Raw genomic sequence first — 12548 nt, 5'->3', positions numbered from 1 at the left:
CGCCTCCGCCCCCGCCCCCGGCACCTCCACCACCGTCACCCGCACCCCTTCCCCCCGGTCCACAAAGCTCTGCCCCTCCCGGAACGGCGCGTCCGACAGTTCCGCGTGGACGTTCGGGCTGCGCGTGCAGCCGCCGCTGTCCCGCTGGGCGTCGTACACCGTGATCGGACCCATACCGGTGTCCACGTTCGCGTCGACCTTGTAGATCAGGACGCCGGGGCGGCACACGGCCTCGTCGTTGCCGGCCTGGGTGCGGACCTCGACGGCGTATCCGGTCCGGTCGTCCAGCGGTACGAAGACGAGCTTGGGGCCGCCCGCGCGGGCCAGCGGCGTGAGGGTGTACTCCTTCGTGCCGGCGCCGGCCGCGCAGTGGACCTGGGCCGCGTCCAGCCAGCCCAGCTTCCACTTGTGCCAGGCGAGGAGGTCGTTGTTGGCGCCCCAGTCCTCGCTCATGATGTCCCAGTGGCCGACCGCGCCCCCGCCCTCGGAGGTGTAGAGGTCGGGCAGGCCGAAGACGTGGCCGTTCTCGTGCGGCAGCACGCGGTAGCCGGTGTCGCCGTAGGTGCCGGAGCCGTCGTCCTGGCGGGAGTAGACGAAGGAGGCGTTGGCGACGGGGGCGCCGTCCGCGGTCGGGGCCTGGGTGTTGCCGGCGAAGGTGACGGACAGGACCGTGTCGAGGGCGGAGGGGCCCGCGTTGGGCGTCACCAGCACGTTCAGCAGGTCGTACTCCTGGAAGTCCACCTTGGAGTCGGCCGCCTCCACGATGTCGCGGACCAGGTCCCGGTACCCGGGGTCGAAGGGGGCGCCGCGCTCTATGCCGTAGGCGCGGAACGACTTGGGCATGCGCAGCCAGTCCGGGATCGGGATCTCGGGGCGGTAGTCCAGGCGGCCGTAGGAGCTGGTGCGGAACCACTGCTGGGTCTTCGGGAAGAACTCCCGGTAGCGGTCGAGGGCGTCACCCTCGCCGGGTGCGTCGGAGAAGTCGATCATCAGGGTGAGGGCGCGGACCGTGCCGGTGGATCGGGTGTAGCCGGGTGCCGTCGGGATGCCCTCGGACATCTGGACCTCGCGGGAGCTGCTGATCAGACAGGGGCCGTGCGCGGAGGTGCGGGACAGGAGGCTCGGGACGGCTCCGGATCCGGCGCCGGCGGCCGAGGCGCCGGGGGAGAGGCGGCCGTTGCCGGCCGAGGTGCTGACGGCGAGGGTCAGGGCGGTGACGCAGCCCAGGGCGGCGAGGCGGCGCGGGGATATGGCGCGTCTGCTCGGCTGCGGCTGCATGCGGGGACCCTCCGCTCCACACGGCAGCCGCCGGTCTCCGGCTGCACCCTCTCGATCACCCTGCGTCGCCGGGTGCGCGGGCGCTCGCTGAGCGGGCCGATCGTGGGGTTCCGTCCCGCCATGCTTGTGAGCCAGATCACAAAGAGATTTCTCGGCGGCGGGGAAATAACCGGGGACCCCTTCCCCGTTTAGACCTGTGTCCGCGCGAAACGGGGAACCGCTCCCCGGATCGCCACACTCAAGCAACAACCCACAGGAGCGCACCGTGCAGACCGCCACCCCCGTACCGCGCAAGGCGCCCCGGCCGCGTGCCGACGCCCTGCGCAACCGGGAGCGGATCGTCACCGCCGCCCGAGAGATGTTCGTCGTATTCGGGCCGGACGTGCCGCTCGACGAGATCGCCCGCCGGGCCGGCGTCGGCAACGCCACGGTGTACCGCAACTTCCCCGATCGCGACGCGCTCGTGCGCGAGGTCGTCTGTTCCGTGATGGACCGTACGGCGCGGGCGGCCGAGCAGGCGCTCGCCGAGACCGGGGACGCCTTCGAGGCCCTGGAGCGCTTCGCGCACACCGCCGCCGACGAGCGGATCAGCGCGCTGTGCCCGATGGTCTCCAGCACCTTCGACCAGCACCACCCCGACCTGGAAGAGGCCCGGCGGCGCGTCGAGGACCTCGTCGTACGGCTGATGGACCGCGCGAAGGCGGCCGGTCAGCTCCGTGACGACGTGGAGTTCGGTGATCTGCTGGTCGGCGTCTCGCAGCTGAGCCGGCCCCCGGCCGGCACCGGATGCGGGAACGCTGAGCGCTTCGACCGTTTCGTCCACCGGCATCTGCAACTGCTCCTGGACGGGATGCGGGCCCCGGCCCGGACCGTCCTGCCGGGCACCGCCGTCACCATGGAGGACCTCCGCCAGGCCTGACCGACCTGCCACCGACGAGTCCCGACCGATTCCACGACGCCACGGGCCGTCAGCGCTGATCGAGAGCTGACGAGTCCCGCCCTCAGCACACCCTTTTCACACCCTTTTTCTCCACCCAGTCCCGAAATTTCCGTCACGACGTCCCGAAGTGGGTACCCCCATGTCTCAAACAGCCGCGAAGGCTCCGGACAGCACCCTCGGTGCTGTCGATCCCAACCGCTGGAAAGCGCTCGTCTTCATCGCGCTCGCCCAGCTGATGGTCGTCCTCGACGCCACCATCGTGAACATCGCCCTGCCCTCCGCCCAGCAGGACCTGGGCATCTCGGACGGCAACCGCCAGTGGGTCGTCACCGCGTACGCCCTCGCGTTCGGCGGTCTGCTGCTCTTCGGCGGCCGCATCGCCGACCTGTGGGGCCGCAAGCGCACCTTCGTCCTCGGCCTCGCCGGCTTCGCCGCCGCCTCCGCGCTGGGCGGTGCGGCCACCAACGAGGCGATGATGTTCGGCTCCCGCGCCCTGCAGGGTGTGTTCGGCGCGCTGCTCGCGCCCGCCGCGCTGTCGCTGCTCGCCGTGATGTTCACCGACGGCAAGGAGCGCGCCAAGGCGTTCGGCATCTACGGTGCGATCGCCGGTGGCGGTGGCGCCGTCGGTCTGATCCTCGGCGGGTTCCTCACCGAGTACCTGGACTGGCGCTGGACGTTCTTCGTGAACATCCCGTTCGCCGTGGTCGCCGCGGCCGGTGCGTACTTCGTCATCCGTGAGCCCAAGGGCGGCCGCAACCGCTCGCCGCTGGACATCCCCGGTGTGGTCCTGTCCACCCTCGGTCTGGTCGCGCTGGTCTACGGCTTCACGCGGGCCGAGTCCGACGGCTGGAGCGACTCCGTGACGGTCGCCATGTTCGTGGCGTCCGCCGTGCTGCTCCTCGCCTTCGTCGTCGTCGAGTCGCGGGTCAAGGCGCCGCTGCTGCCGCTGCGCGTGGTCACCGAGCGCAACCGCGGCGGGGTCTACCTCTCGCTCGGCCTCGCGATCATCGCGATGTTCGGTCTGTTCCTGTTCCTGACCTACTACCTCCAGGTCGTGAAGGGCTACTCGCCGGTCAAGACCGGTTTCGCCTTCCTGCCGATGATCGTGGGCATGATCACGGGCTCCACCCAGATCGGCACCCGTCTGATGACCCGGGTCGCGCCCCGGCTGCTGATGGGCCCCGGCTTCCTGGTCGCCGCGCTCGGCATGCTGCTGCTGACCCAGCTGGAGATCGACTCCTCGTACGCGGCCCTGCTGCTGCCGGCGATGCTGCTGCTCGGCCTGGGCATGGGTACGGCGTTCATGCCGGCCATGTCGCTGGCCACCCTGGGTGTCGAGCCCCGGGACTCCGGTGTCGCCTCCGCGATGGTCAACACCTCGCAGCAGGTGGGCGGCGCCATCGGTACGGCCCTGCTGAACACGATCGCCGCGTCGGCCACCACGTCCTACATCACCGACCACATCGGCGGTGCCACCAGCCGGTCCCAGCAGCAGCTGGTCCAGCTCCAGGGCATGGTGCAGGGCTACACCAGCGCGATCTGGTTCGCCGTCGGCATCCTCGTCGTGGCCGCGGCCATCGCGCTGACCTTCGTCAACGCCGGCCGGCCGGGCACCACGGCGGTCGCCGGGTCCGCCGAGACCGCCGACGAGGAGGTGGCGGTGCCGGTCGTCGCCCACTGACGGCCGGGTACCTCTTCGGGCCTGCAAGGCCACGCCGTACGGACGGGGAGGGGACGCCTCGTCCGTACGGCTTCCCGCGGACCTGCCCCGGCTGACCGCGGAGCCTCGTGCTCAGCGCAGCCAGGGCAGGTCCGCACCCGCTTCCTTCGGCTGGAGTCCCTCGGCGATGATCCGCATGATCTCGCCGAGGGACTTCTGCTGTGCGGGGGTGAGCCGGTCGAAGACCGCCTGGCGTACGGCCGCGACATGGCCCGGCGCGGTCCGGCGCAGCACCTCGTAGCCCTCGTCGGTGAGCACCGCGAACTGGCCGCGCTTGTCGGAGGGGCAGTTCTCCCGGCGTACCCAGCCGTGCTTCTCCAGGCGGGCGACGGCGTGCGAGAGGCGGGAGCGGGTGATCTTCGCGTGCATGGCCAGCTCGGTCATCCGCAGTCGCCGCCGGGGGGACTCGGCGAGCTTGACCAGCAGGCCGTAGTAGACGTGCGGCATGCCCGCGTCGTGCTGGAGCTGGCGGTCGAGGTGGTCCTCCAGGAGGGTCGTGGCCTCGATGTACGCGCGCCAGACGCCCTGTTCCCGGTCGGTGAGCCAGCGGGGTTCCTCGGAGGGTGCGGAAGCGGGTGCCGTGTTCATGTATCCCACTCTACGGCCACACTTCTTGAAGGTTAAACAAAATAGTCGTAGAGTCGGAGGGGTGGAACGCATGCCTGCCCTGTACCTCAGCCACGGCGCCCCGCCCCTGGCCGACGACCCCGTCTGGCCCGGCGAACTGGCCGCCTGGTCGGCCGGGCTGCCCCGCCCGAAGGCGATCCTCGTCGTCTCCGCCCACTGGGAGGAGGCCCCCCTCGCCCTGGGCGCCACCACCACGGTTCCCCTGGTGTACGACTTCTGGGGCTTCCCCGAGCACTACTACCGGGTGACCTACGAGGCCCCCGGCGCACCGGCGCTCGCCGACTCCGTGCGCAAGCTGCTACGCGCCCCCGGCCGCCCCGTGCAGGACGTTCCCGACCGGGGCCTCGACCACGGCGCCTACGTCCCCCTCGTCGAGATGTACCCCGAGGCCGACATCCCCGTCCTCCAGGTCTCCATGCCGACGCTGGACCCGGTCCGGCTCATGGAGATCGGCCGCCGGCTCGCGCCGCTGCGCGACGAGGGCGTGCTGATCATCGGCTCCGGCTTCTTCACCCACAACCTCGCCGCCCTGCGGCAGGGCGGCGTGCCCACCTGGTCGGCGGAGTTCGACGACTGGGGGCGCCGGGCCCTGGAGTCCGGCGACGTGGACGCGCTGCTCGACTTCACCGGCACGTCCCCGGCCGGCCGGCTCGCCCACCCGCGCACCGAGCACTTCGCCCCGCTCTTCGTGACCATGGGCGCCGCCGACGCGGTCGGTGACCTCGGGGAACAGAAGTCCGTGATCGACGGGTTCTGGATGGGGCTGGCGAAACGCTCGGTGCAGTTCGGCTGACCGCGTCAGAGGGCTCCGAGCGGCTTCTCGTACCAGGCCACGTCCCAATAGTGCCCGAACTTGCGGCCCACCTCGTGGTACGTGCCGACATGGCGGAAGCCGAAGCGCTCGTGCAGCCGGGTCGACGCCTCGTTGGGCTGGGCGATACCGGCGTACGCGCGGTGCAGGTCCTCGCCCGCCAGGGCCTCGAAGAGGGCCTTGTAGAGCAGCGTGCCGACACCCCGGCCACCGGCGCCGGGGGCGACGTAGACGGTCGTCTCCACGGAGGTCGCGTAGGCGGGCTTGGCGCGATACGGGCTGGACGTGGCGTAGCCCAGGATCCGCCGCGGATCGGCGCCCGTGGCAACCATCAGGCGGTACGGGCCGTCTACAGGGTGGGAGAGCAGCCAAGGGCGGCGCTCTTCCGGAGTGAAGGGCGTCGTGTCGAAGGTGATCGGCGTCTCACGTACGTAGTGGTTGTAGAGGTCGGTGAGGGCCCCGAGGTCGCCCTCGGTCCCCGGCCTGACCTGGACCTCTGCATACTCCGACGGCATCGCGCCTCCCGTGTGGCCGGACAGGGTACTGCATGATCAGAAAAATTGTGGGGCGGGTTGGGAATTCTGTCCTGATTCCAGTCGTTGTTTCGTACGGATGCCGGGCACCCGAGCAGAGTCCGAGCAAGGACCCTTGACGGTCCGAGCAAGGCCCTGACAGCACGTGCCGGGCGTCCGCTGGACCACCCGCTGACGTCACCATCGCAAGGGAGCACGCATGGCAACCCGCGCCGTCGCCCGTCGCCAGTCCGCCACCGGCGGGACGGCCGACTCGGCAAGCAGTGTTCGCGCCCATGGCGGCGAGATCGCCGATCGGGACCTGGTCGGGATGTACCTCGACGAGATCGCGCGCACGCCGCTGCTCGACGCCGCCAAGGAGGTCGAGCTGTCCCAGATCATCGAAGCGGGTGTGTTCGCACAGCAGATCCTCGACGGGTACGAGGAGAACAAGTCCGGAGCCACCCCCGAGGAGCTCCAGGCCCTGGTCGACGATGCCGAGCGGGCCAAGGACATCTTCATCCGCTCCAACCTCCGCCTGGTCGTCGCCGTGGCCCGCCGCTACCCCCGCAGCGGCCTGCCGCTGCTGGACCTCATCCAGGAGGGCAACGCCGGTCTGGTCCGCGCGGTCGAGAAGTTCGACTACCGCAAGGGCTTCAAGTTCTCGACGTACGCCACCTGGTGGATCCGTCAGGCCATCACGCGCTCGATAGCCGACCAGTCCCGCACCATCCGCCTGCCCGTCCACCTGGTGGAGGAGCTCGGCCGGATCCGGCGCGTGCAGCGCGAGTTCAACCGCGAGCACGGGCGGGACCCGGAGCCCACGGAGATCGCCGCCGAGCTGGGCTCCACGCCGGAGCGGGTGATCGACGTGCTCGACTGGGCCCGCGACCCTGTCTCGCTGAACATGTCGGTGGACGACGAGGGCGAGACCCAGTTCGGTGACCTGCTGGAGGACACCTCCGCGGTGTCGCCGGAGCAGTCGGTGCTGACGCTGCTGCGCAGCGAGGAACTGGACGACCTGATCGGCCGCCTCGACCAGCGCACGGCCTCGATCATCAAGATGCGCTACGGCATCGAGGACGGCCGCGAGCGCACGCTGACCGAGGTCGGCAAGGAGCACGGCCTGACCCGTGAGCGCATCCGCCAGATCGAGAAGCACGCGCTGCTGGAACTGAAGAAGCTGGCCCGCGACACCGGCTTCGACGCGGCGGCGTAACGCCCGCAGTGCCCGCGGCGTACGCCGGGTGGCGAAAGACCGCGCAAACATTGGCTGTTCCGCGTCGCTTCAACTCGACGGGCCATGGGAACAAGAATTCAGGGCCCGCGAGTTCGAGCCCGGCTCACGGCAGTTCGAGCCGAGTTCGAGTCACCCTGGCCCCATCGGCGGCCGTGCTCGCGTACGGTCCCCAGAACCACGTCCCGACGCACAACCCCCCCGGCGCCGGGACTTCCCAGCCGGGCTTCGGCGCTCTTCCCCCGGGGCGCCGGGCCCGGCTTCCCCTGTCTTTGTCACGTCAGTGGTGTCACTGGAGAGCGGGCCACCCCGAACCTGAACCCCGGGGTGGCCCGCCAGATGGCAGATTGTGCCACATCGGCATAACCTGCCGTGCGTGACCAGCACCACCACCCCCACACCCAGCCCGCTCTCGCTCACCGACCGGCGCAAGGCCGAGACCCGTACGGCCATCGCGCGCGCCGCGGCCGGCCTCTTCGTCCGGCGGGGCCTCAAGGCGACCCGCGCGGAGGACATCGCCCAGGCGGCGGGCATCGCCCCGCGCACGTTCTACCGGTACTTCGCCGCGAAGGAGGAGGCCGTCGCCCCGCTCTACGAGGAGGGGGCGCGGCGCTGGGCGGAGGCGGTGCGGGCGGCGCCGGCCGGGATGTCCGTACCGGAGGCGCTGGAAGCGGCCGTGCGGCATACGCTGACGCCGGGTGTGGGGGTCTCGGCGGCGTCCTGGGAGTGGATGCGCACGTTGATTCGGCTGGCGGAGTCGGAGCCTGCGCTGCGGAAGGTGTGGGCGGAGGTGTGTCAGGCGTCGGAGCGGGAGCTGGCGGACGTTCTGGCCGAGCGGGTGACGGGGCGTCAAGTGCCCGGTGACTTCGACAACGTTGCCTTTGCGGCGCGGCTTCGGTTTGCTGCGGCTGTCGCCAGTGCGGCTGTGCGGACCGCCGTCGAGGGGTGGGCGGTGGGGGATGCGTCGGGGGAAGGGCCGGCGGAGTTGGCGGTGGCGAATCTTGCGGCTCTGCGGGGGTTTCCCTGGGGGGAGTTGGGGAGCGCGTGAGGGCTCGGGGGTTCGCGTTGTGTGGCGGGTGCGGGTGAGTTGTGGTTGCTCGCGCTGTTCTCCGCGCCCCTGGACAGGGCCTAGGGGCGCGCTGAGGGGGCCGCTCGTTTCAAGCGGTCGCCCAACTCCCTGACCACCTCTGCCAGTTCCGTCGGTGCATGGATGGTGAAGTCGAAGCCCAGCATGGCCAGGCGTACCGCCATCCAGTCCCTTGTGTCGCTCACCGTTGCCCGGAGGCGGCAGGTCTCGTCGTCCACGGGCTCGGGGGTGCCCAGCCAGGCCGGGAGGCGGGTCGCGACCGCCTGGGCCGGGGCGGCGAAGGTGACGTCCAGGTCGTAGGAGTCCTGGCGGCGCTGCATGGAGCGCCGTAGGTACTCCGCCGCGCTGCCCGTCGGCAGCTCCCTCGGGGTGAAGCGCGCGCCGGTCGCGAACGGGTCGCTCACCCGGTCCACGCGGAACGTGCGCCAGTCGGCGCGGTCGAGGTCGTAGGCGACGAGGTACCAGCGGCGGCCGGTCGACACCAGCCGGTACGGCTCGGTCACGCGCCGGGACTCGGTGCCGTCGGCCGCGCGGTAGGCGAACCGCAGCCGCTCGTGGCCGGCGATCGTGGAGGCGATCACGGTCAGCGTCTCGGGTGCGATGGTCGGGCCGTCGCCGCTGGTCAGCGGGGTGGTCGCGGCCTGGAGCGTGCTGACCCGGTGGCGCAGCCTGCTCGGCAGCACCTGCTCCAGCTTCGCCAGCGCCCGCACCGACGCCTCGTCGACGCCCTCGAGCGCGTGCCCCGCCCCGGCGCGCAGCCCGACCGCGATCGCCACCGCCTCCTCGTCGTCCAGGACCAGCGGCGGCATCGCCTTGCCGGCGACCAGCCGGTAGCCGCCGTCCGCGCCCATGGTCGCCTGCACGGGATAGCCGAGTTCGCGCAGCCGGTCGATGTCGCGCCGGACCGTGCGCCGGGAGACGCCGAGCCGCTCGGCGAGTTCGCCGCCGGGCCATTCGCGGGGCGTCTGGAGGAGGGAGAGTAGCTGGAGGAGCCGCGCCGGGGTGTCTGTCGTCATGGGTTCGAGGATGCCGCAGATCTAGGACATGACCTGACCTACTGGGCCCGTAGCTTGGTCGGCATGAACCTCACCGACACCCAGCCCGTCCCGCCCGTCGCGGGCGACCGCCGCCGTTGGTTCGCGCTGGCGATCGTGATGACCGCGGCCTTCATGGACCTCGTGGACGTCACGATCGTCAATGTCGCGATCCCGTCGATCAGGCGTGCCGAGGGCGCCACCTTCAGCCAGATCCAGTGGATCACCGCCGGCTATGCGCTGGCCTTCGCCGCCGGGCTCATCACGGGTGGCCGGCTCGGCGACATCCACGGTCGTAAGCGGATCTTCCTCATCGGCATAGGGGGCTTCACCCTGGCCTCCGCGCTGTGCGGGTTCGCCGTGAACCCCGAGATGCTGGTCGCCTCCCGCATCCTGCAGGGCGCGATGGCGGCGCTGATGGTGCCGCAGGTGCTGTCGATCGTGCACGCGACGTTCCCGGCCCACGAACGCGGCAAGGTGTTCGGGCTGTTCGGCGCGATCGTGGGCCTGGGCGCGGTGTCCGGTCCGCTGCTCGGCGCACTGCTGACGGAGTGGAACCTGTTCGGGCTCCAGTGGCGCCCGATCTTCCTGATCAACCTGCCCGTCGGCATCGCGGGCCTGATCCTCGGCAGCCGGTTCATCACCGAGTCCAAGGCCCCGCGCGCCCTCAAGCTGGACCTCGTCGGCGTCGCGCTGGTGACGCTGGGCCTGCTCATGGTGATCTACCCGCTCACCCGGGGCGAGGAGCTGGGCTGGCCGCTGTGGGGGTACGTGTCGATGGCCGGCGCGGTCGTGGTCCTCGGGGCGCTGGTGGCGTACGAGCGGCGCAAGAGCGCGCGGGACGGCTCGCCGCTGATCGAGCTGTCGCTGTTCAAGGTGAAGAGCTTCGCGGCGGGCATCGCCGTGCAGACGGTGTTCGGGATCGCGCTCGGGATCTTCTTCCTGGTCTGGACGCTGTACATGCAGACCGGCCTCGGCTGGAGCGCGCTGCGGGCCGGGCTGACCGGGGTGCCGTTCTCCATCGCGGTCTCCGCGGCGGCCGGGATGTCGGTGCAACTGCTGGTCCCGCGGTTCGGCCGCAAGGTGCTTCAGGCGGGGGCGCTGGTGATGGGCGCCGGGGTGCTGCTCTACATCTGGGAGTCCGAGCACTACGGCATGGGCATCACCTCCTGGCAGATGGCGCTGCCGCTCGTCGTCATGGGCGTCGGCATGGGCCTGATCGTCGCTCCGCTGACGGACGCGGTGCTCTCCGAGGTGCCGCGCGAGCACGCCGGGTCGGCCTCGGGGCTGATCAACACGGTGCAGCAGATGGGCAACGCGCTGGGGCTCGGTCTGGTGTCGGTGGTGTTCTTCGGCGTGATCGACGAGCGGCTCACCCGGGCCGAGGTGGGCCCGGCCTTCGCGGACGGCTTCCAGCACGCGCTGGGCTGGGTGGCCGCGGTGATGGGCCTGATCCTCCTGCTGATGTTCGCGCTGCCGAAGCGCCCGGCGCAGCATGTCGAGGGCGCGGGGGACGAGGAGGCGCCGGTGGCGGAGAAGGAGCCGGAGCTCGTGTCCTGACCGTCACTTGTGAAGGGCCCGGCACCCACGGGGGTGTGCCGGGCCTTCGGCATGCCCGAGCAGGTGACCGGACACAACCAGACGTCCGTTCATGCCCGATCATGCCCGGATGTATTTACTTCCCGGACATCCGGGCGTAGCCTCCGAGCGAAACCACACGTTCGGGCATTCTCGGAGGCGAGCGGACATGTATGCACCGGAGCGGCAGCAGGAGATCCTGCGGCTGGCCCGCGACGGCGGCCGGGTGGACGTGATCTCGCTGGCCGAGGAGTTCCAGGTGACCGCCGAGACGATCCGCCGGGACCTGAAGGCCCTGGACCGCGCGGGACTGGTCCGCCGGGTGCACGGCGGCGCCATCCCCGTCGGCCGCCTCGACTTCGAGCCGGACCTCGCCGAGCGCGAGACGACCGCCGCCGACGAGAAGGACCGGATCGCCAAGGCCGCCCTCGCGGAAGTGCCGTCCGACGGCACGGTGATCATCGACGCCGGAAGCACGGCAGCACGCCTCGCCGCCGCCATCCCCCTCGAACACTCCCTCACCGTCGTCACCCACAGCCTGCCCATCGCCGCCCGCCTCGCCGACCACCCCGGCATCCAGCTGCACCTGGTCGGCGGGCGCGTACGGCACCGGACGCGCGCCGCCGTGGACGCCTGGGCGCTGCGCGCGTACGGGGAGATCCGCGCGGACGTGCTATTCGTGGCGGCCAACGGCTTCTCCGTCGAGCACGGCCTGACCACCCCCGACCTCGCCGAGGCCTCGGTGAAGCGCGCGGCCGTGGCCGCCGCCCGCCGCGTGGTGCTGCTCGCCGACTCCACCAAACACGGCCAGGAGCACTTCGCCCGCTTCGGCGACCTGAGCGATGTGGACCTGCTGATCACCGACAGCGGGCTGAGCCAGGACGACGCCGCCGCCATCGAGCGCGGCGGCACGGAAGTAGTGCGCGCATGATCCTCACCGTCACCCCCAACCCCTCCCTGGACCGCACCTACGAGGTCCCCTCCCTGGACCGCGGCGAGGTCGTCCGGGCCACCGGCGAGCGCATGGACCCCGGCGGCAAGGGCGTCAACGTCTCGCGCGCCGTCGCCGCCGCGGGCCGCCGCACCGTGGCGGTGCTCCCGCTGGGCGGAGCCCCGGGCGCGCTGGTTGCCGAGCTGCTGCACGGGCAGGGCATCGAGGTCGCCCCGGTCCCGGTCGCCGGGGCCACCCGCTCCAACATCGCCCTCGCCGAGGCCGACGGCGTCCTCACGAAGATCAACGCGCCCGGTCCCGAGCTCAGCCCCGAGGAGCAGGAACTGCTGCTCGAGACCGTGCGCGGGCAGTCCGCCGGTACGGACTGGATCGCCTGCTGCGGCAGCCTGCCCCGCGGACTCGCCCCCTCCTGGTACGCCGAACTGGTCGCCCGCGCGCACACCGCCGGCGTCCGTATCGCCCTCGACACCTCCGGACCGGCGCTGCTCGCCGCCCTGCGCGAGCGGCCCGACGTGGTCAAGCCCAACGCCGAGGAGCTCGCGGAGGCGGTCGGGCGCCCCCTGGCCACCGTCGGGGACGCCCTGAAGGCCGCCGAGGAGTTGCGCGGCCTGGGCGCGCGGGCCGTGCTGGCGAGCCTCGGCGCCGACGGCCAGCTGCTCGTGGACGACGCCGGAAGCTGGTACGGCAGCGCCCGCGTCGACGCCGTACGCAGCAACGTCGGCGCCGGGGACGCCTCCCTCGCCGGGTTCCTGATCGCCGGCGGGCGCGGCCC

12 protein-coding genes are annotated in these 12548 nt (G+C 71.5%); 8 read left to right on the top strand and 4 right to left on the bottom strand.

Annotated features, from left to right (window positions below):
• On the bottom strand, window positions 1-1278 hold a 1278-nt coding region (locus N4P33_RS24700; protein ID WP_260828939.1), incomplete at its 3' end, for a M6 family metalloprotease domain-containing protein.
• Window positions 1279-1543: 265 nt separating this feature from the next.
• On the opposite strand from N4P33_RS24700, the gene N4P33_RS24695 reads away from it, so the two are divergent.
• The gene (locus N4P33_RS24695) at window positions 1544-2197 is read left to right on the top strand and encodes a TetR/AcrR family transcriptional regulator (protein ID WP_260828938.1); all 654 of its coding nucleotides are present in this window, start codon (window positions 1544-1546) and stop codon (window positions 2195-2197) included.
• Window positions 2198-2357: 160 nt separating this feature from the next.
• Window positions 2358-3899 (top strand): MFS transporter, encoded by a 1542-nt coding sequence (locus N4P33_RS24690; RefSeq protein WP_260828937.1) that lies wholly within the window; start codon window positions 2358-2360, stop codon window positions 3897-3899.
• 111 nt (window positions 3900-4010) lie between these two features.
• Here N4P33_RS24690 and N4P33_RS24685 read toward each other — a convergent pair whose 3' ends face one another.
• The gene (locus tag N4P33_RS24685) at window positions 4011-4526 is read right to left on the bottom strand and encodes a MarR family winged helix-turn-helix transcriptional regulator (protein ID WP_260828936.1); all 516 of its coding nucleotides are present in this window, start codon (window positions 4524-4526) and stop codon (window positions 4011-4013) included.
• A 70-nt stretch (window positions 4527-4596) separates the two neighbouring features.
• Here N4P33_RS24685 and N4P33_RS24680 point away from each other — a divergent pair, with 70 nt between their 5' ends.
• On the top strand, window positions 4597-5358 hold the full coding sequence (locus tag N4P33_RS24680) for a dioxygenase (protein ID WP_260828940.1): 762 nt from the start codon (window positions 4597-4599) through the stop codon (window positions 5356-5358).
• A gap of 5 nt (window positions 5359-5363) precedes the next feature.
• On the opposite strand, the gene N4P33_RS24675 is transcribed toward N4P33_RS24680, so the two are convergent.
• Window positions 5364-5891: a GNAT family N-acetyltransferase gene (locus N4P33_RS24675; RefSeq protein ID WP_260828934.1), complete on the bottom strand. Its 528-nt coding sequence runs from the start codon at window positions 5889-5891 to the stop codon at window positions 5364-5366.
• A gap of 217 nt (window positions 5892-6108) precedes the next feature.
• Between N4P33_RS24675 and N4P33_RS24670 the strand changes: the two genes are divergently transcribed.
• Together N4P33_RS24670 and N4P33_RS24665 are read left to right on the top strand one after the other, a co-directional pair.
• The gene (locus N4P33_RS24670) at window positions 6109-7107 is read left to right on the top strand and encodes an RNA polymerase sigma factor RpoD/SigA (RefSeq protein WP_260828933.1); all 999 of its coding nucleotides are present in this window, start codon (window positions 6109-6111) and stop codon (window positions 7105-7107) included.
• A 394-nt stretch (window positions 7108-7501) separates the two neighbouring features.
• Window positions 7502-8173, top strand: coding sequence for a TetR/AcrR family transcriptional regulator (locus tag N4P33_RS24665; protein WP_260828932.1), 672 nt, complete (start codon window positions 7502-7504; stop codon window positions 8171-8173).
• 80 nt (window positions 8174-8253) lie between these two features.
• Here the strand turns inward: N4P33_RS24665 and N4P33_RS24660 are convergent, their stop codons facing one another.
• A complete protein-coding gene (locus tag N4P33_RS24660) occupies window positions 8254-9228 on the bottom strand; it encodes a YafY family protein (RefSeq protein WP_260828931.1) in 975 nt (324 codons plus the stop codon).
• Between the two features lie 63 nt (window positions 9229-9291).
• Between N4P33_RS24660 and N4P33_RS24655 the strand changes: the two genes are divergently transcribed.
• From N4P33_RS24655 to pfkB, 3 genes are all read left to right on the top strand, one after another.
• Window positions 9292-10806, top strand: coding sequence for an MFS transporter (locus N4P33_RS24655; RefSeq protein WP_260828930.1), 1515 nt, complete (start codon window positions 9292-9294; stop codon window positions 10804-10806).
• A gap of 187 nt (window positions 10807-10993) precedes the next feature.
• The gene (locus N4P33_RS24650; RefSeq protein ID WP_260828928.1) at window positions 10994-11755 is read left to right on the top strand and encodes a DeoR/GlpR family DNA-binding transcription regulator; all 762 of its coding nucleotides are present in this window, start codon (window positions 10994-10996) and stop codon (window positions 11753-11755) included.
• On the top strand, window positions 11752-12548 hold a 797-nt coding region (pfkB, locus tag N4P33_RS24645), incomplete at its 3' end, for a 1-phosphofructokinase (protein ID WP_260828927.1). The genes N4P33_RS24650 and pfkB, both read left to right, overlap by 4 nt.

Source organism: Streptomyces sp. 15-116A, from assembly GCF_025290915.1.
Lineage (GTDB): Bacteria > Actinomycetota > Actinomycetes > Streptomycetales > Streptomycetaceae > Streptomyces.
This window is presented reverse-complemented; position numbering and strand designations above follow the sequence as displayed.

Coding starts and splice junctions, on each gene's coding strand:
- N4P33_RS24690 (WP_260828937.1), top strand. CDS start 2,358: ATGTCTCAAACAGCCGCGAAGGCTCCGGACAGCACCCTCGGTGCTGTC.
- N4P33_RS24685 (WP_260828936.1), bottom strand. CDS start 4,526: ATGAACACGGCACCCGCTTCCGCACCCTCCGAGGAACCCCGCTGGCTC.
- N4P33_RS24680 (WP_260828940.1), top strand. CDS start 4,597: ATGCCTGCCCTGTACCTCAGCCACGGCGCCCCGCCCCTGGCCGACGAC.
- N4P33_RS24675 (WP_260828934.1), bottom strand. CDS start 5,891: ATGCCGTCGGAGTATGCAGAGGTCCAGGTCAGGCCGGGGACCGAGGGC.
- N4P33_RS24670 (WP_260828933.1), top strand. CDS start 6,109: ATGGCAACCCGCGCCGTCGCCCGTCGCCAGTCCGCCACCGGCGGGACG.
- N4P33_RS24660 (WP_260828931.1), bottom strand. CDS start 9,228: ATGACGACAGACACCCCGGCGCGGCTCCTCCAGCTACTCTCCCTCCTC.
- N4P33_RS24655 (WP_260828930.1), top strand. CDS start 9,292: ATGAACCTCACCGACACCCAGCCCGTCCCGCCCGTCGCGGGCGACCGC.
- N4P33_RS24650 (WP_260828928.1), top strand. CDS start 10,994: ATGTATGCACCGGAGCGGCAGCAGGAGATCCTGCGGCTGGCCCGCGAC.